We start from the raw sequence: 19,711 nt of genomic DNA, 5'->3' as shown, positions 1-19,711 counted from the left end.
AAAGGAGAAATTGAGTGAAGAAAATTAATTGGAAAAAGATATTAAATTATTTTGTTATGATGTCGCTTATTTTTTCGATTGTGTTCATTATTATGACCATGATAGCGGCACCAAGTATGGCAGATCCAAATGAACCTTTTGTACGTGTGAAAAGTGATTATGTTTTAATGTTATTACAATGTATAGTTGGAGTATTTGCGATGCTTCTTCCAGGACTATTAAAGAAAAAGATTAATTTAGAAATCCCTTCTAATATGATGATTTTATATACAGTATTTTTATATTGTGCGATTTATTTGGGAGAAGTGCGTAGTTTCTATTATACAGTACCACATTGGGATACTATTTTACATACTTTCAGTGGAGCCATGCTAGGAGCATTAGGATTTTCCTTTGTAAGCTTCCTCAATAAGGCAGAAAGAGTACCTATGCATTTAAGTCCTATGTTTGTTGTTGTGTTTGCTTTCTGTTTTGCAATTACTTTAGGTGTAGCATGGGAGGTATATGAATTTATGGCAGATGGTCTACTTGGTACGAATATGCAAAAGTTTGGACTAGAAGATGGAACAGGCTTTGTAGGAAGAGCAGCATTAATAGATACAATGAAAGACTTAATTGTAGATGCTGTAGGTGCCTTTGTGATGTCTGTTATTGGATATATTTCTCTTAAGTACAAAAAAGGTTGGGTAGAAAATCTACTCCTTGAAATTAGAAAATAAAAAGAACTCAGCGCAGGCTGAGTTCTTTTTTATAGAATGCTGATAATATAGATAAGCGGTACAAATAGAAGAAGACCCGATACATTATAAAAAGTAAATTGTTTAAGGTAAGTACCTTTTTCATTTTCATAGGTGCCTATGTAAAGTTTATAAGAGATGACACTTGCTAAGGAAGCAAGAAGTGTACCTAGGCCTCCTATATTAACCCCTAGAAGTAAAGGCTCATAATAAGATGTAAAACCAGATAAAAGCATAGTAGCGGGAACATTACTTATAAATTGGCTACTAATGAGGGCGGTGAAGTAAGTGCTACTTTCGCTACTTAGTATACTTTGCATAGATGCACGTATGGTAGGAAAAGTAGATACATTCCCCACAAAAATAAAAAAGCCTATAAAAGTTATAAGTAGGCTATAATCTACTTGTTTAAACAGTTTTCTATTAAGAAGAAGTACAAAAGCTATCACTATAAGGAAAGCCAGTGTACTGTCTAATACATGAAAAACAGAAAGTAAAATAATAAAAAAGAGTATACTAAAACCTATAATATGACTTACTTTACCAACGGTAGGTAGCTCAAGCTCTAAAGACAAAGTTTTCTTAGACTCTGTAAGTGTAAGTCCTATTAAAAAAATAATAGCTAAAAGCACTACTGGGAGCATAATAGCAAAGAAAGTGCCTATAGATAAATTGTAATAGGAATATAAAAATAAATTTTGAGGATTGCCCATAGGTGTTAGGCAGCTACCTAAATTAGCTGCAAGCGTTTGAAAAATAACAGTTTTAAGTACAGGAAGCTGTACTTTCTTTGAAATAATTAAGGTTAAAGGAACAAAGGTAATAAGGGCCACATCGTTGGTAACGAACATAGCACTTATAAAAGTTATGAAGGTAAGTACAAAAGCCACCTTTTGATAAGAACTGCATTGTTTAAGTAAATAAATGGCTAAGTAATCTAATACCTTAAGTTCTTTAAATGCTGCTACAACGATCATAAGGTTAAAAAGGAGTAAGAGTACCTTAAAGTCAATATAAGACCATTTAGGTATACTGAAACAGGAACTGACAAGAGCCAGTAAAAGAGAAAGTGTAAGGACACTATCTTTCTTTAAGTGATGGAATAGTTTATAAAGCATGATTAAATCTCCCTTGTGTGACTAACATTTTATAACTTAAACTATTGTATAACGAAATAAGAGGTTTATCAATTTAAGAAATAGATAGAACTAGACAACTTATTTAAAGATACGATACAATAAATACAGTCATATTGTGAGTTTAGAAAAGGAGAATAATATGCAGTGGGTTAAACAGTACAAGTTGACATTAGTAGTCATCCTACTTATTTTAGTTGCAATTTTAATGCCAGGGGATAGTGTACCGAGTGTAGGGATACCAGGGATGGATAAATTAGTGCATTTTGGTATGTTCTTTACATTATCGGGGACTTTCTGTCTGGAGTATGTATGGCAGTATAAATGTATGCCTCGTATGCTCTATACTTTTTTGGGTTTATTTATTTTTGCTTTTATGACAGAAGTGGTGCAGCTTTTTGCTGTAAGCCGTTCCTTTGATTTAAAAGATTTAGTAGCAGATACCATAGGATTTGTAGTTGCTGCCTTATTATGGAAGGCTTATATGACTTTAATACATAAGAAAAAAGCCTAGGAATCCTAGGCTTTTTTGTTTAGTTATTCATAAACATTTCAAGGTCATCTTCTACACTTGTAATGCCACCTATATTAAAGTGTGTAATGAGGACATTTAATACATTTGGAGATAGGAATGCAGGAAGCGTTGGTCCAAGATGAATATTTTTAATACCAAGGTGAAGAAGAGAAAGTAGAACGATAACTGCTTTTTGTTCATACCAGGCAATATTGAAAGCAATTGGAAGCTCGTTAATATCACTAAGGGCAAATACTTCTTTAAGTTTAAGTGCAATAAGAGCTAAAGAATAAGAATCATTGCACTGACCAGCATCTAATACACGAGGGATGCCGTTAATATCTCCAAGGTTGAGTTTGTTGTATTTATATTTTGCACAGCCAGCTGTCAAAATAACTGTATCTTTTGGAAGGGCTTTAGCGAAATCTGTGTAGTAGTTTCTAGAAGCTTGACGTCCATCACAACCAGCCATCACAAAGAACTTCTTAATAGCACCAGATTTTACAGCATCGACAACTTGGTCAGCAAGTGCAAGTACTTGATTGTGAGCAAATCCTCCTAGAATGCTACCTTGTTCAAGTTCAGTAGGAGCTGTGCATGTTTGAGCAAGTTCAATAAGAGGAGAGAAGTCTTTGTGACCGTTTGCATCTTGTGTAATATGTGTGCAGCCTACAAAGCCAGCAGCTCCTGTTGTGAAAAGGCGATCTTTATAAGAAGCTTTTGGAGGTACAATACAGTTTGTTGTCATAAGAATTGGACCATTGAAGCTTTCGAATTCTTCTTTTTGTTTATGCCATGCATTACCATAGTTTCCTACAAAGTGGTCATATTTTTTGAAAGCAGGATAGTAGTGTGCTGGAAGCATTTCAGAATGTGTATACACATCGATGCCAGTACCTTTGGTTTGCTCGAGAAGTTGTTCTAAGTCTTTAAGGTCATGACCTGAAACAAGAATACCAGGATTTTGGCCTACACCAATATTAACTTTAGTCATTTCGGGATGTCCATAAGTTGTGGTATTGGCTGTATCAAGTAGAGCCATAGCATCTACACCGACTTTACCTGTTTCAAGAGTAAGAGAAATAAGCTCATCTATACTTAAAGAATCATCTAAAGTAGCAGAAAGGCCTTTTTGCATAAAAGCATTAATAGTCTCATCATCAAAGCCTAATTCATTAGCATGTTTCATATAGGCAGAAAGACCTTTAATACCGTAGATAATTAACTCACGAAGACTTCTTACATCTTCATTTTCTGTAGCCAGTACACCTACAGTAAGAGATTTTTGGTCCAATTCACTGCGCTCGCTAGAGGTCCATAGAGCGGCTTCACTAAGGTCTTCTTGGTCTGTAAGTTTTGTTAAAAGATTATTCTTTAAAGCAAGTGTATCTAAAATACGTGTATAAAAAACTTCATTATCGAAGTTAGCATTTGTGATAGTTGTAAAAAGATTTAAAGTAATAGTATGGTTAACAGATGGCTCTACTCCTTTTTTTTCTTGGCGTAATGCTGTTGTAATTTGAGAAAGCCCTTTTGTTACATAGATGAGTAAATCTTGAAGACGTGCAAGTTCAGGAGATTTACCACATACACCGTAAGAGGTACAGCCTGTGCAGTGAGCAGTTTCTTGACATTGATAACAAAACATTTTATTTTCCATTGATAGTATCACTCCTTATGTGAGTTGTATGATTTCTTGACATAAGGATAATATAAATAGAAAAGAAAGTATGTTGCTATAGCAACAAAAAGGAGTACGAAAATGAAAGATTATTTAAGTGTCTTAGAAAAGACGCGTTTATTTAAAAATATAGAGCCTTCTGATTTAGAGAAGCTTATAAATTGTCTTAGAGGTGAGGTGAGAAAATATGAGAGTGGTACATGTATTATAGCATTAGAACAGGAGGTGAATCATATTGGAATTGTGCTTGAAGGACAAGTGGAAATTGTTAAAGAGAATATAGCAGGAGATCGTAATATTATTGCCATGCTTGAAAAAAGTGGTATGTTTGCAGAAGGAATTGTCTGTACACAGAAACGTCTAAGTCCTGTGACAGTACGAACAAAGACAAAAGCAGATGTACTTATGATACCTTATGAAAAGATTATTATTACCTGTGGTGAAAGTTGCACTTTTCATAGCCTGCTGATTCATAATATGCTTATGCTTTTAGGGGAGAAAAATTATGCTCTAAATCATAAGATAGATTTTTTAATCCTAAAGGGAATGAGAGAGAAATTAGCACTTTATTTATTAGAGGAGGCAAAGAGAAATAAAAGTATGGCCTTTAACATTACTCTAAGTCGTAATGATTTAGCAGAATATCTGAATGTATCACGAAGTGCTATGAGTAGGGAGCTATCGAGAATGAAGGAAGATGGGCTGATTGATTACTATAAAAATAGCTTCAAAATTATAAATGAGGAAGCTTTAAAGAGCTTCCTCCGTTAGTCTTTATAATGGTAGGCAATACCAATACTTCCTGGGCCTACATGTAAGCCAATAACAGGCCCTATGGATTGGATGCGTATAGGTTTATGGAGCTTTTCTTCTAAGGTACTTGCTAAAGCTAAGCCCTCTTCTTCACAGTTAATATGGTGAACAATAAGCTCTTCTAGATTCCCGGGAGATTTAATATCCTCAAGTAAAATGTCTATAAGTTTAGAAACAGCTTTCTTTTTGGTACGTACTTTAGTAAAAACATCTGTCTTACCTTCTTTAGAAACAGTTAAAATAGGTTTAATTTGTAGGAAAGTACCAAGTAGTGCGGCAGCGCCCCCAATCCGCCCACCTTTTTGAAGGTAAGTAAGTACCTCAGGTGTAAAGATAAAGCGACTGTGTGCACGTACATAAGCTGCCCTAGCAAGAACCTCCTCCATACTTTGATGAGTCATAGCAGCCTTCGCAGCCTCTAGTACTACGAATCCCATTTGCATGCAGTTTGTTAAAGAGTCAAAAAGCTCAATAGTTGCATTAGGATATTTTTCAAGTAGCATCTGACGTATAAGGTGACTGCTGGCATATGTTCCACTCATTTCTGAAGAGAGGAAGATACCGAGTATACTATGCCCTTCTTTAATAATATTTTCAAAGGTAGTCAGCATCTCATCAGGTATAGGTTGTGAAGAGGTAGGAATTTCATTAGAAGATGCCATTTGTGTATAGAAATGAGTGTTGGAAAGTTCTGTTTCACGTGTACTTACACCATCTAAAATGACATTTAAAGATACAATGGAAATATCATAGGTGGTGCAAAGGTCTTCAGGAAGATAGGAAGTGCTATCTGTTACAATTTTAATACCCATAATCATGCTCCTTGTAAAGTATAATATTTACTTATTATATCATAATTTTTTTATTTCTTTATCATTTCTTGACTTTTCTATAGTATAAATTTATATATAATAAAGGCAAAATAGATCTAGAAAGTACATAAAGTAAGAGAGGTTAATCTATGGAAAGTTTTGACGTTGTGATAAGATATATGCAGGACTACGGTATAATCTTTTTATTTGTAATCGTATATTTAGAGTATATGAACTTGCCAGGTCTACCAGCAGGTATTATTATGCCAGCAGCAGGGCTGCTTATAGCAAGAAGTGATATAAGTTTTATTTATGCTTTGAGTATATCTGTTCTAGCAGGCCTGCTTGGAAGTTATACCTTATATGCTATAGGGTATTTTATAGGGACTCCTATAGTAGATAAGATTTATGAGAAGTATGAAAAAATGAGACCTTCCATTGATAAGAGCTTTGGCTATATTGATAAGTATGGGAATGGAGGAGTTTTTGTCAGTAGACTTATTCCTGTTGCGCGTACACTCATCTCTTTAGTAGGGGGAACTGTACGTATGAAACTTAGAGGTTTTACCTTCTACTCTATTATAGGGATTACTTTATGGAATGCAGGTTTTATTTTAGCAGGTTATTTATTAGGAATATGGGGGAGATAAAATGAGTACTTTAGAGCAATTTAAAAACTATGTTAAGAAAATCAATGATTTTGAGCATGCAGCTATGATTCTAAACTGGGATATGGAAACTAAGATGCCTAAAAAAGGTGCTAAGGCACATATTTCGGCGCTTACGACGCTTTCAAGTGAGGCGTTTAAAATGAGTATATCAGGCGAGATGAAGGGATATTTAGATACTTTATCTATGCCAGATGAGTGGGCGAATTTAGATGAAATTTCACGTAAGATGGTAGAACATATTAAAGAAGGGTATGAGGAGTCTAAAAATATTCCAGAAGACCTTTATGCAAGATATGTAGAGCTTACTTCGACTTCACAGAATGTATGGGGAGAAGCAAAGCATAACAGTGATTTTGAAACAATGCGTCCTTATTTTGAAGAAATGATTAGTCTTAATAAGGCTATGGCACAGTATATAGATCCTAATAAAAAGCCTTATGATGTGCTTTTAAATAGATATGAAAAAGGTATTGATGAAGCTACTATTACGCGTACCTTTGAAACGCTAAAAAAAGGTGTTATACCATTGGTAGAAGCTATTAAAGAAAAGCCTAAAGTAGATGAAAGTATGTTTAAAGGTGAGTTCTCTAAAGAAGATCAAGAAAAGCTTGGTTACTATTTATTATATGCTATAGGCTATTCTTTAGAAGCAGGAAGGCTTGATGAAAGTGAACATCCTTTTACTATAGGAAATGCACCTTGTGATGTAAGAATTACGACGAACTATGATTTAACAGACTTAAGAAGCTCTGCATTTAGTATTTTACATGAAGGTGGACATGGACTTTATGAGCAGCATATTAATCCTGCACTTATAGGGACTACTTTAAATACAGGCACCTCTATGGGTATTCATGAGAGTCAATCTCGTTTTTATGAAAATATTATAGGGCGTAATAAACATTTCTGGATGAATCACTATAATAAGATAAGTGAAATTTTTCCAAGTTATAAAAATGTATCATTAGAGGCATTTTATAAAGGAATGAATGTGGTACAGCCATCACTTATTCGAACAGAAGCAGACGAACTGACTTATAATCTACATGTTATTATCCGCTTTGAATTAGAGAAAGCTTTATTTGATGGCACTCTAGAAGTTAAAGATTTACCTATAGCGTGGCATGATAAGATGCAAGCATACTTAGGCATTGTACCAGTAAATCATAAGGAAGGAGTGCTTCAAGATGTGCATTGGGCAGGAGGTATGTTTGGCTACTTCCCATCTTATGCATTAGGTAATATTTATGGTGGACAGTTCCTCATGCAGATAGAGAAGGAACTAGGAGGATTAGATACTCTTCTTGAAAAAGGTGAGCTTATTAAAGTATCAGATTGGCTTACTGAACATGTACACACTTTTGGATGTATGAAAGCGCCTATGCAGATTATACAAGATGCATGTCAGAGCCATTTAGATGCAACACCTATTATAAGATACTATACGGATAAATATACTAAACTTTATAATCTTTAAAAAGTGATGAGGATGATGATGAAATATAGACTAATATGTATTGATATGGATGGTACTTTACTCAATAGTAAAGGTGAAGTAACAAATGAGAATAAAGAGACGCTTCAAAAGGCACAGGAAGAAGGCGTTAGTATCGTCATTACAACAGGGCGTATTTATCAATGTGCCAAAGGTTTTAATAAGCAAATAGGTATAAATGGACCTATTATTAGTTCTAATGGAACTTATATAGGCCTACCAGATGAAGCAGAGCCTTTTTATCATAAAGGTTTAACTTATGATGAAGTGATGACTTTCTATAAATGCGCTAAAAAATATCCTATAGAGATACATTTTTCCACAACAAAAGGCATTTTGTGTGATGTACGTGTAAAAGCGACTGAAGACTATCATAATAAGCTCAATGAAATGCTACCAGAGGAAGAGCGTTTTGAGATTGCTTACGTAGAAGACTTTGATGATGCGTTTGAAACTTATGATGGACAAATTTTAAAAGCTTTCTGTATGTCTATGGAGGAAAGAGATGCATTAGCAAAGTTAAAGGCAGAATTGATAGCACTTGATTTATATGAAGTCTCATCATCAGGTGGTGACAATATAGAAGTGATGCCTAAAGGTGTAGATAAAGGATATGGTGTTAACAAACTTGCGGAGCACTTAAATATTCCTAAAGAAGCAGTAATTTGTATTGGAGACAATGAAAATGATTTGTCTATGATTGAATATGCCGGCATGGGCATTGCGATGGGTAATAGTACACCAGAAATACTAGAAAAGGCAGATGATATTACGCTAACAAATGATGAATCAGGCGTTGCTAAAGCAGTACAAAAATATATCTTTAATTTATCTGAATAGACTTGAAATAGCTTAAGCTTGGTGGTAAAATCTAGATAATTAAGAATTTTACCAGCAGGTATGGCGGAAATGGCAGACGCGATAGATTCAGGTTCTATTGAGGGTTTCTTCATGCAGGTTCAAGTCCTGTTACCTGCACTAACAAAGGAGCTACTACAAGGCTAAGAAAGAAGTTATGTAGTAGCTATTTTTGTATTTACAAGAGGAGAAGGGGGATCGTATGAAGATACAAGAACAATTACAGAAAGTGGTAGAACACTTACAAGTAAGGCCTATAACTATGCAGGATATCAAAGTACCAATACCGACTGTGCCAGAAGGTATTGGTATAGAATTTTTAGGAGCAGATTATAAACAAATTATAGATGATGATGGAATTATTCATAAGCCGCTTGTAAATAGTAAGGTGATTATTGACTTTAGGATTTTTTGTGAGGAAGAAGAAGTCTGGACAAAGGGGATAGAGGTTACTGTACCAGGAAGCTATGGAAAAGATGTAGGAGAAAATACTAAACCTTATGTCATTCCTGAAATAAAAGAATGGATAGGATTAGAAGGCAAATGTTTTATTACGAGTGAATCTACAATTAGAGTAGGTCAGATAAATAGAGAGGCGTTATTACCTATTGCAACTATTCTAAAACAGGATATGAGTGAAATGATGGGACTAGACTTAAAGGTAGAAATAGGAGGAGAGCCTAAGCAGTCAGATATATACTTACAGCTAGATGATGAAGATAGAGCTATAGGAGAAGAAGGTTATTTGATTCATATCCGTGATTATATAGCTCTTACTGCACTAAGTAAAAAGGGTGCTTTCTATGCAACGAGAACGTTACTACAGATATTACAAAGGCAAAACAATAGTATTCCTCAAGGTATTATAAGAGATTATCCTAGGTATAAAAAAAGGGGATTTATGCTAGATGTAGGAAGAAGATTTTCTTCCATAGAAGCTTTAAGACAATATGTTAAACTTATGGCTTGGTATAAGATGAACGATTTCCAAATCCATTTAAATGATAATGAAATCCATTTTGATGATACAAAGTGGCGTACAGAGTATGCAGCATTTAGATTAGAATGTGATACCTATAAGGGATTAGCGGCACAAGATGGCTATTATACCAAAAAAGAGTTCGGAGAACTTATTGATTTTGCTAAACAGTATAGTGTAGATATAGTACCAGAGATTGATACACCAGCTCACTCTTTAGCATTTGTTCAGTATGATGAAACGTTAGCCCTAGGACCTGGTAAAGGAAGAGACCATTTAAACATTATGAAGGAAGATACATATAGGTTTGTAGATGACTTATTTGAGGAATATATGAGAGAGGATGAACCAACTTTTAGATTTCAAGATGTGCACATTGGAACAGATGAGTATTTTGGCACTCATGAAGAATTAGAAGCTTTTAGAGCGTATACAGATAGATATTTAAGATGGATTAAAGCTAAAGGGAGAACACCGAGGTTATGGGGAAATTTAAGTAGTTTTAAAGGGAAGACCCCTGTTATAAGTGAAGGGGTTATCATTAATATTTGGAGCCTAGATTGGGTAGATGCTATAGAGATGATTAAGGCGGGTTACGATATTATTAATTCTGATGATACAAGGTTATATATTGTGCCTAATGCCGATTACTATAGAGATTACTTAGATAAAGAAAATTTATTTAATCAATGGGAGCCTAATATGTTTAGGGACGCCTATACTATTCCAGCAGGGCATCCTAAATTACTTGGTGGGGCTTTTTCTATTTGGAATGATATGATAACCATTAAAGTTTCAGAAGATGCAATCTATGATAGGGCTAAAGAAGGCATCCAAGTATTAGGACAAAAATTATGGAGTAGAGATTTTTCCGGGGATTATAAGCAGTTTAATAGAGTATGCAAGGAAGTTGATACATACTGCTTACAAGAATAAAAATAACAAAGAGGCTGTCATTTAGACAGCCTTTTTTGATGTGGAAATCTTAATACCATCTTAATCTCTTTATAAACTATCCTAACACCACATTAATTTTATAGGTGTTAAACTGTGGTCAAAGAAATGAAGGAGGAAAGCATTATGCAAGCTATTTTACAATATGGGTTTTATTTAATCATTCTTGTAGTGTTAGCCATTCCACTAGGCAGCTACATGGGAAAGGTAATGAATGGAGAAAAAGTTTTTCTTTCTAAAATTCTCTTACCATGCGAGAACTTCATTTATAGAATGTTAAAAATTAATAAGAAAGAAGATATGCATTGGAAGAAATACGCAATGTGCACCCTGGCATTTAATGCTATAGGTTTCGCATTTTTATATTTACTATTAGTATTACAAAGGTTCTTGCCACTCAACCCAGAAAATATAGAAGGGAACTCTTGGCATCTGGCATTCAACACAGCATCGAGCTTCATAACAAATACGAACTGGCAAGCCTACTCCGGTGAAAATGCATTAAGTTACTTCTCACAAATGATGGGACTTACGGTACAAAACTTTGTGTCAGCAGCAGTAGGTATTGTTGTACTCTTTGCACTTATCAGAGGGTTTGTAAGAGTTGAAGAAAAAGGAGTTGGTAACTTCTTTATAGATATGACACGTACTATTCTTTATGTACTTATTCCGCTTTCAATTGTAGTTACATTAGGAATTGCATCACAAGGTGTTGTTCAAAGCTTTAAATCTTACGAAACAGTTACTTTAGTTGAACCTATTGAACTTGAAGATGGCAGTGTAGTAACAGAACAAGTTGTGCCACTTGGACCGGCAGCGAGTCAGATAGCTATTAAGCAATTAGGAACTAATGGTGGTGGTTTTATGGGTGCTAACTCGGCTCATCCACTTGAAAACCCAACACCATTTTCAAACTTACTTGAAATGATTTCAATTTTACTTATTCCTGCAGCACTATGCTTTACTTTTGGACGTAATGTAAAAGATAAAAAACAAGGTATTGCAATCTTTAGCGCTATGTTTATTATGCTAGTCATCGCACTTAGTGTTATAGCCGTGAATGAACATGCAGCTACACCACAGCTTGCACAAGAAGGTGCTGTTAATATATTAGCTGAAAATCAAGCTGGTGGTAACATGGAAGGAAAAGAAGCAAGATTTGGTATTGCAACTTCTGGGACATGGGCAGCCTTTACAACAGCGGCTTCTAATGGATCTGTAAACTCCATGCACGATAGTTATACACCAATAGGTGGTATGGTTACAATGCTTCTTATGCAACTTGGAGAAGTAGTGTTTGGTGGCGTGGGCTGTGGCCTTTACGGTATGCTTGGATTTGCAATTTTAACAGTCTTTATTGCTGGTCTTGTGGTAGGACGTACACCAGAATATTTAGGTAAAAAAATTGAACCTTTTGAAATGAAGATGGCAGTACTGGTATGCCTTGCAACGCCTATTGGTATCTTAGTAGGAAGTGGTATTGCAGCACTTATACCGACTATTGCAGATAGTTTAAATAATTCAGGAGCTCATGGCTTCTCAGAATTACTGTATGCTTATTCATCAGCAGGGGGTAATAATGGTTCAGCTTTTGCTGGTTTTAATGCAAATACACCATTTTTAAATGTAAGCATAGGAATTGTTATGTTATTCGCACGTTTTGCTCCAATGGTTGCAACACTTGCAATTGCAGGAAGCTTAGTAGGTAAGAAAAAAGTAGCAGTAAGTGTAGGAACATTACCTACACATAATGCTTTATTTGTTGCTTTATTAATCTTCATTGTACTTTTAATTGGCGCACTGAGTTTCTTCCCAGCTTTAGCGCTTGGTCCTATTGCTGAATATTTCCAAATGATTGCATAAAGATTAAGAAAGGGTGACCTCTATGAGTTCTAAAAATACAAATAATTTTGGGGGCAAAGCAATGATAACAAGAGCGATTAAAGACTCTTTTCTTAAGCTTGATCCTAAAGTTCAGGTGAAAAATCCTGTTATGTTCTTAGTTTATATATCTTCTATTTTAACAAGTGTTTTATATGTGTTCGCACTATTTGGATATAAAGATGCTGCGCCGGGCTTTATTTTAGGAACAGCTATTATTCTTTGGTTTACTGTACTTTTTGCTAACTTTGCTGAAGCCATTGCAGAAGGTAGGGGTAAAGCGCAAGCAGATGCCTTACGTGCTTCTAAAAAAGACGTAGAGGCACATAAAATTGAATCTATTGCTACGAAAGAAATGAGTATAGCAGTTCCATCTACCAGCCTTAAAAAAGGTGATCTTGTTATTGTTCACGCTGGTGAGCAAATTCCAGCTGATGGTGAAGTTATAGATGGTGCAGCTTCTGTAGATGAAAGTGCCATTACAGGTGAGTCAGCACCAGTTATTCGTGAAAGTGGTGGGGATAGAAGTGCCGTAACAGGTGGAACAACAGTTATTTCAGACTGGATCGTTATTGAAGTAACAAGTGAGGCTGGAGAAAGTTTCCTTGATAAGATGATTGCAATGGTTGAAGGTGCATCACGTAAGAAGACACCTAATGAAATTGCACTTGAAATTCTTCTTATTGCCTTAACCGTCATCTTTATTCTTGTAACAGCATCACTTTATTCTTATTCAGATTTTTCTGCTAAACAAGCAGGCATAGACAATCCAATTTCTATTACATCTTTAGTGGCCTTACTTGTATGTCTTGCACCTACAACAATCGGTGCCTTACTTTCAGCAATTGGTATTGCAGGAATGAGTAGACTTAATCAGGCGAATGTACTTGCTATGAGTGGTCGTGCCATTGAAGCTGCTGGTGACGTCGATATCTTAATGCTTGATAAAACGGGAACTATTACACTTGGTAACCGTCAAGCATATGCTTTTATTCCAGTAGATGGTGCTACAGAGGAGGAAGTTGCAGATGCAGCGCAGCTCTCATCACTGGCTGATGAAACGCCAGAAGGACGTAGTATTGTTGTACTTGCAAAAGAAAAATTTGGTATACGTGGCCGTAATCTTAGTGAGCTTCATATGGAGTTCATTCCATTCACAGCTAAAACACGTATGAGTGGTGTAGACTTTAATGGGATAGAAATCAGGAAAGGTGCAGCAGAAGCTGTCAAAGAATATGTACTTCAAAATGGTGCTAAATATAGTAAACAATGTGAAGAAGCTGTTAAGGCTATTTCTAATCAAGGTGGTACACCACTTGTTGTTGCTAAAAATTACAAAATTTTAGGTGTTATTCACTTAAAAGATATCATTAAACAAGGTGTTAAAGAGAAATTCGCAGACTTACGTAAAATGGGTATTAAAACAATCATGATTACTGGGGATAACCCCCTTACAGCTGCAGCAATCGCAGCAGAAGCTGGTGTAGATGACTTCTTAGCTGAAGCAACACCAGAAGGTAAGCTTGAAATGATTCGTGATTTCCAAGCAAAAGGGCACCTGGTAGCCATGACAGGTGATGGTACAAATGATGCACCAGCCCTTGCACAAGCTGACGTAGCTGTAGCAATGAATACAGGAACACAGGCAGCAAAAGAAGCAGGAAACATGGTAGACTTAGATTCTTCACCAACTAAACTGATTGATATTGTACGTATTGGTAAACAGCTTCTTATGACAAGAGGAAGTCTTACAACATTTAGTATTGCAAATGACCTTGCAAAATACTTTGCAATTATTCCAGCCTTATTTATGGGACTTTATCCAGGGCTTTCTAAACTTAATATCATGGGGCTTCACAGTGCAGAAAGTGCAATCTTTTCAGCAGTTATCTACAATGCACTTATCATCGTTGCTCTCATTCCACTTGCGCTTAAAGGTGTTAAATATAGAGAAGTCTCTGCTACAAAATTACTTACACGTAATCTTTGGATTTACGGTGTAGGTGGCATTATCACACCATTTATTGCAATTAAAATTATCGATGTTTTTATTACTGCAATTGGATTCATACGATAAGGCGTATGAATCCTAAAGGAGGATTTATAATGGAAAGTATGAATAAAGTTTTATTAAGAGTGTTAGGTTTTTTCCTCATTCTTACAGTATTATGTGGGGGTATTTATACTTTTGCTATGACAGGAGTTGTTCAAGTATTATTTAATGAAAAGGCGAATGGTAGTATTATACAAATAGATGGTAAGAAATACGGAAGTAGTTTATTGGGTCAACAATATACAGATATGGGACATATGTGGGGTCGTATTATGAATATTGATACAGGTACTTATACTGATGATGATGGTAATCCTGTAATGTATGCAGGTCCATCTAATATTAGCCCAGCAGGTGAAGGATATGAAGCACTTGTTGCAGAAAGAGTAGAAATGATTCGTGCAGCCCATCCTGAAAAAGGTGACGCGCCTATTCCAGTAGACTTAGTTACAAGCTCCGGTAGTGGTTTAGATCCACATATTTCACTTGCAGCAGCCGAGTACCAAATCACACGTATTGCAAATAACTCGGACCATTCTGAAGAAGAAATAAGAGCGATTGTTGAGAAGTATACAACAGGAAGATTCCTGGGGGTATTAGGAGAACCCGTTGTTAATGTATTAAAAGTTAATCTTGCACTGGATGGTATTTTAAAATAGAAAAATAGAGGGGGACGTGAAATGCAGAAAAAAATCATTGTTTCATCTTGCAAAATAGACAGTGTAGGTTCTGTAAGGGATATGTCACCTTTGAAAATGGCTATTCTACTGGTTTATGAAATAAGTCATACACTTAGAATAAAACCACAAGTTTATAGCTTGCAAGATGAACGCACACTTTGGGTACTCTTTCCAGAAGGTTGCATAGAATGTGATGAGCTACTAGAAGAGTATGGTATGATTATGGCACTCATTTCTAAACACTATCCGCTTACCTTATATGGTATGATTGATGAATTAGAAGAGGGTGAGGTAGAGGTAAGGATGGAGCATGAAGAGGTCTTATGTAAGAAAAGAAGCTTTACAGGAAAAGGTTTTAATATGCTTACTTCGGTTTATATGACGTTGAAATTTAATAGTCTTATAGAACTCAGTTTTATGGATGAGGGTTTACGTCAGATAGATTTTAATAAAAAATGTATTGCACTTTGTAGTAAATGGCGAGTTGCGCCATTTGCTGCAAAGATTTTTATACCTAATCTGTTAACGTATTATGCGTATATAGAAACAGGTGAAATTGATAATTTAGAATCTAATCTTTTAGAAGCATTAACAGTAAAACAAATTATGGGACTCTGGACAGTGTTCCTAACAGAAGGTACTACAACTGGAGAGTTTGAATATCTATATGATCAGCTTTCACAGGGGAGGGCACTTAAGATGGCCTATTGGGAACTAGCCTTAAGGCTCACCCTATCACAACTTAATATTAAAATTGACTACACAGACAATACTTTTAAAATAGAAAATCAAGAAGGTAAATGTATGCGATTAGATTTTGCATCATCATCAGCTGCTGAAAAACTATTTTTAAAGATTCTCTTTCCGTCATCTTAACATAATCTTAATACTACACCTTAAATCCTAATGCAATGTTGATTTAAGGTGTAGTATACTATTGCATAGAAAAACAGGTGATTAAAAGAGGTGATTTATAAATGCTAGATAAGCGTCCTAATCCTGATGCCTTATTAAAGCAGATTACTACGGAAGATTCTCAAAAAAAAATAGGAAAACTTAAAGTTTTCTTTGGTTATGCAGCAGGAGTAGGGAAAACTTTTGCTATGCTAGATGCAGCACATACTGCCAAAAAAGAAGGGATAGATGTTGTAGCAGGTTATATAGAACCGCATACAAGGCCAGAAACGCTAGCGCTTTTAGAAGGGTTAGAAATGCTTAAGCCTCTTAATGTTGTACATAAGGGGATTACTTTAAAAGAGTTTAACTTAGATGATGCTATTAAGCGTAACCCGGAACTTATTTTAGTAGATGAGCTTGCACATACAAATGCAGAAGACTGTCGTCATCGTAAAAGGTATCAAGATATTGAAGAGCTGCTTAAAGCGGGTATTAATGTTTATACAACAGTTAATGTACAACATTTAGAAAGTCTTAATGATATTGTAGCATCTATTACTGGTGTTATTGTAAGAGAGCGTATACCTGATAGCGTATTTGATCGTGCAGATCAGGTAGAACTGGTAGATATTGAACCAGATGATCTTATTGAAAGATTAAATAAAGGTAAAATTTATAAAGAAAAGCAAGCTAAAAAGGCGCTAGATCACTTCTTTACAAGAGAAAATTTAGGAGCACTTAGAGAAATTGCTATGCGTCGGACAGCAGATAGGCTTAATAAGGTAGTAGAAAAAAATAAAACCTGTGCTCATAGTGGGGAGTATTTTATAGCAGAGCATATTTTAATTTGTCTTTCTAGTTCACCATCTAATGCAAAAGTTATTAGAACGGCAGCAAGGATGGCAGATGCTTTCCATGGGTCTTTTACGGCCTTATTTGTAGAGACACCAAATAGACAGGAATTGTCTAGAGAAAATAAAATACGATTGCAAGAAAATCTAAAGCTTGCTGAGCAGTTAGGTGCGCGTATTGCAACCGTATATGGAGATGATGTACCTTATCAAATAGCAGAATATGCTAAGGTAAGTGGCATTTCTAAGATTATTATTGGACGTTCTAATAATAAAAAGTCGTGGTTTAACAGAAAAGCTAGTTTTGTAGAGCGTCTAACAAGTTTAGCACCTAATATAGATATTTATATTATTCCAGATAGTAGAGCACCTTATCTTGTCAAACAAGTTAAGCGACTGAAAGTTTATAGACTTTCGGTAGTAGAGCTTGTAAAATCTCTATCTGTATTAGGTGTTGCAACTTGTATTGGCTTATGGTTTGCTCATATAGGATTTAGCCAGGAGAATATTATAACTATTTATATTTTAGGTGCCTTAATGACAGCTATGATTACAAGAGGTCGTATTTATAGCATCTTATCATCTTTTGCAAGTTTACTAGTATTCAATTTTTTCTTTATAGAACCGAAGTTTACACTATATTCATATGATGCAGGTTATGCTGTAACTTTTGCTGTAATGTTTATAGCAGGTTTTATTACAAGCAACTTAGCCATAAGGGTAAAAGAACAAGCTCGGCAGTCTGCTTTAAAAGCCTATCGTACCGAAATTCTACTGGAGACTAGCCAAAAGCTTCAAAGGGCTCGAAATAAAGAGGAGATTTATAGCGAAGTTGCACATCAGATTAATAAACTTTTAAGTCGGATGATTATTCTGTATCCTGGAAATGGAGATGTATTAGGGCCTCCGACTGTTTTTGCTAACCCGATAAATAATAATGAAGCAGATTATTATACCAATACAGATGAGCGTGCTGTAGCGCAGTGGGTTTATAAGAATAATAAGCATGCAGGGGCAACGACTAATACACTTCCAGGAGCAAAGTGTCTATATCTTGCTATAAGAAATCAAAATATGGTATTTTGCGTAGTGGGCATTGTAATGGAGAAAGATAAAACTTTAGGCGCATTTGAAAAAAATCTTTTAATTGCTATGCTTGGAGAATGTGCACTTGCTTTAGAGAAAGATTATATAACAGAGACAAAGAATCAAGTTGAGATGGAAGCTCAGAGGGAGCAGCTTAGATCTAGTCTCTTACGTGCTATTTCTCATGATTTACGTACACCTCTTACAAGTATATCTGGTAATGCAGGTATATTACTAAGTAACTCAGATGTATTAGATGAAATGAAGAAACAGCAACTTTATGGGGATATTTACGAAGATTCTATGTGGCTTATTAATTTAGTTGAAAATTTACTTTCTATAACGCGGATAGATAATGGTACACTGAATTTAAAGATACATCCTGAACTAATAGATGAAGTCATTCAAGAAGCACTTGCACATATTACTAGGCGCAGTAGTGAACATTGTATTACAGTAGATGTACAGGGTGATTTGCTTATGGCAAAGATGGATTCAAGATTGGTTATACAGGTCATTATTAATATTGTTAATAATGCTGTGAAGTATACAAAGGTGGGGTCACATATTCATATTATGGCTAAACCTTTAGGCGATAAAGTTTTAGTAGAGATAGGTGATGATGGAGAAGGAATTTCAGATAAAGATAAGGAGAAATTATTTGATATGTTCTTTACTGTTGATAAAAATAGCGGAGATGGTAGACGAGGATTAGGTCTGGGGCTATCACTTTGCAAATCTATTGTACATGCCCATGGTGGAACAATTTATGTAAAGGATAATAAACCTAAAGGAACACTATTTGGTTTTACCTTACAGGCTGAGGAGGTAAATGTGGATGAATAAACCTATGATTTTAGTAGTAGAAGATGATAAAGCAGTAAGAAATCTTATTACCACAACATTAGAGACGCAGGATTATCAGTTTCATACAGCAAGTACTGGAGGTGAGTCTATATTAGAGGCTATATCACATAAGCCAGATATTATTATTTTAGATCTGGGATTACCTGATATGGATGGCATTGACATTATAAAGAAAATACGTACTTGGTCTAATGTGCCTATTATTGTTGTTAGTGCAAGAAGTGAAGATCGTGATAAAATTGATGCATTAGATGCAGGAGCAGATGATTATTTAACAAAACCTTTTAGTGTAGAGGAGCTTTTAGCTAGACTACGTGTAACATTGCGTAGAGTACAATACGATTATATAAAAAATATACAAAATGATAGTGTGTTTATTAATGGGGGGCTTAAAATTGATTATGCAGCGGGCTGTGTATGGGTAGATGAAAAAGAAATTCATTTAACGCCTATTGAGTATAAACTTTTGTGTTTACTTGCTAAAAATGTAGGAAAGGTACTTACTCATAATTTTATCTTAAAAGAAGTATGGGTTAATGCCTTACCAGATGATACACCTTCCCTACGTGTTTTTATGGCAACTCTGAGGAAAAAAATTGAGAAAGTACCATCAAATCCTAAATATATACAAACGCATATTGGAGTAGGTTATCGTATGCTGCGTATCAATGAAATTTAGTATTTATTTTAATAAGTTTGTTTTGCTATTAATTTACAGTTTCATAAAAATATATAAAAATAGAACA

At 35.2% G+C, this 19,711-nt stretch carries 16 protein-coding genes and 1 tRNA gene; 14 read left to right on the top strand and 3 right to left on the bottom strand.

What is annotated here, in order from left to right; all coding sequences use genetic code 11:
• The first annotated feature begins 14 nt into the window (after positions 1 to 14).
• Entirely contained in the window at positions 15 to 719 is a 705-nt protein-coding gene (locus ACLTBU_RS05090; protein WP_320651528.1) for a hypothetical protein, read from the top strand.
• A gap of 29 nt (positions 720 to 748) precedes the next feature.
• Here the strand turns inward: ACLTBU_RS05090 and ACLTBU_RS05085 are convergent, their stop codons facing one another.
• Positions 749 to 1,855: an SLC13 family permease gene (locus ACLTBU_RS05085; RefSeq protein WP_412217949.1), complete on the bottom strand. Its 1,107-nt coding sequence runs from the start codon at positions 1,853 to 1,855 to the stop codon at positions 749 to 751.
• 160 nt (positions 1,856 to 2,015) lie between these two features.
• Between ACLTBU_RS05085 and ACLTBU_RS05080 the strand changes: the two genes are divergently transcribed.
• Entirely contained in the window at positions 2,016 to 2,387 is a 372-nt protein-coding gene (locus ACLTBU_RS05080; protein WP_177671257.1) for a VanZ family protein, read from the top strand.
• A 19-nt stretch (positions 2,388 to 2,406) separates the two neighbouring features.
• Here the strand turns inward: ACLTBU_RS05080 and hcp are convergent, their stop codons facing one another.
• Positions 2,407 to 4,047: a hydroxylamine reductase gene (hcp, locus tag ACLTBU_RS05075; RefSeq protein ID WP_320651526.1), complete on the bottom strand. Its 1,641-nt coding sequence runs from the start codon at positions 4,045 to 4,047 to the stop codon at positions 2,407 to 2,409.
• Positions 4,048 to 4,149: 102 nt separating this feature from the next.
• Here hcp and ACLTBU_RS05070 point away from each other — a divergent pair, with 102 nt between their 5' ends.
• Positions 4,150 to 4,839, top strand: coding sequence for a Crp/Fnr family transcriptional regulator (locus ACLTBU_RS05070; RefSeq protein WP_177671255.1), 690 nt, complete (start codon positions 4,150 to 4,152; stop codon positions 4,837 to 4,839).
• Here ACLTBU_RS05070 and ACLTBU_RS05065 read toward each other — a convergent pair.
• Positions 4,836 to 5,693 carry a DegV family protein gene (locus ACLTBU_RS05065; protein WP_249331110.1) on the bottom strand — a complete coding sequence of 286 codons (858 nt, stop codon included), beginning with the start codon at positions 5,691 to 5,693 and terminating at the stop codon, positions 4,836 to 4,838. The genes ACLTBU_RS05070 and ACLTBU_RS05065 overlap by 4 nt on opposite strands.
• 149 nt (positions 5,694 to 5,842) lie before the next feature.
• Here ACLTBU_RS05065 and ACLTBU_RS05060 point away from each other — a divergent pair, with 149 nt between their 5' ends.
• From ACLTBU_RS05060 to ACLTBU_RS05010, 11 genes are all read left to right on the top strand, one after another.
• A complete protein-coding gene (locus tag ACLTBU_RS05060; protein WP_412217946.1) occupies positions 5,843 to 6,343 on the top strand; it encodes a DedA family protein in 501 nt (166 codons plus the stop codon).
• A gap of 1 nt (position 6,344) precedes the next feature.
• Complete coding sequence (locus tag ACLTBU_RS05055) at positions 6,345 to 7,841, top strand: carboxypeptidase M32 (RefSeq protein ID WP_412217944.1); 1,497 nt, start codon at positions 6,345 to 6,347, stop codon at positions 7,839 to 7,841.
• Between the two features lie 18 nt (positions 7,842 to 7,859).
• The gene (locus ACLTBU_RS05050; RefSeq protein WP_412217942.1) at positions 7,860 to 8,699 is read left to right on the top strand and encodes a Cof-type HAD-IIB family hydrolase; all 840 of its coding nucleotides are present in this window, start codon (positions 7,860 to 7,862) and stop codon (positions 8,697 to 8,699) included.
• A 54-nt stretch (positions 8,700 to 8,753) separates the two neighbouring features.
• Positions 8,754 to 8,837 (top strand) — tRNA-Leu (locus ACLTBU_RS05045).
• 82 nt (positions 8,838 to 8,919) lie between these two features.
• A complete protein-coding gene (locus ACLTBU_RS05040) occupies positions 8,920 to 10,632 on the top strand; it encodes a family 20 glycosylhydrolase (RefSeq protein WP_412217941.1) in 1,713 nt (570 codons plus the stop codon).
• 144 nt (positions 10,633 to 10,776) lie between these two features.
• On the top strand, positions 10,777 to 12,513 hold the full coding sequence (gene kdpA, locus ACLTBU_RS05035; protein ID WP_412217939.1) for a potassium-transporting ATPase subunit KdpA: 1,737 nt from the start codon (positions 10,777 to 10,779) through the stop codon (positions 12,511 to 12,513).
• 22 nt (positions 12,514 to 12,535) lie between these two features.
• Positions 12,536 to 14,608, top strand: a complete 2,073-nt coding sequence (kdpB, locus tag ACLTBU_RS05030) for a potassium-transporting ATPase subunit KdpB (protein WP_177671249.1) — start codon at positions 12,536 to 12,538, stop codon at positions 14,606 to 14,608.
• A gap of 29 nt (positions 14,609 to 14,637) precedes the next feature.
• Positions 14,638 to 15,243 carry a potassium-transporting ATPase subunit KdpC gene (gene kdpC, locus ACLTBU_RS05025; RefSeq protein WP_177671248.1) on the top strand — a complete coding sequence of 202 codons (606 nt, stop codon included), beginning with the start codon at positions 14,638 to 14,640 and terminating at the stop codon, positions 15,241 to 15,243.
• A gap of 21 nt (positions 15,244 to 15,264) precedes the next feature.
• Entirely contained in the window at positions 15,265 to 16,140 is an 876-nt protein-coding gene (locus tag ACLTBU_RS05020; RefSeq protein ID WP_412217935.1) for a hypothetical protein, read from the top strand.
• Between the two features lie 101 nt (positions 16,141 to 16,241).
• Complete coding sequence (locus ACLTBU_RS05015) at positions 16,242 to 18,944, top strand: DUF4118 domain-containing protein (RefSeq protein WP_412217933.1); 2,703 nt, start codon at positions 16,242 to 16,244, stop codon at positions 18,942 to 18,944.
• Positions 18,937 to 19,644 carry a response regulator gene (locus ACLTBU_RS05010; protein WP_177671245.1) on the top strand — a complete coding sequence of 236 codons (708 nt, stop codon included), beginning with the start codon at positions 18,937 to 18,939 and terminating at the stop codon, positions 19,642 to 19,644. The genes ACLTBU_RS05015 and ACLTBU_RS05010 overlap by 8 nt, the downstream gene beginning before the upstream one ends.
• The last annotated feature ends 67 nt before the right edge of the window (positions 19,645 to 19,711 follow it).

The sequence above is a fragment of the Zhenhengia sp. genome (genome assembly GCF_046966505.1).
GTDB lineage: Bacteria > Bacillota > Clostridia > Lachnospirales > Cellulosilyticaceae > Zhenhengia > Zhenhengia yiwuensis.
Note: the sequence above shows the minus strand (reverse complement) of the source record. Positions and strands in the feature narration are given on the sequence as shown.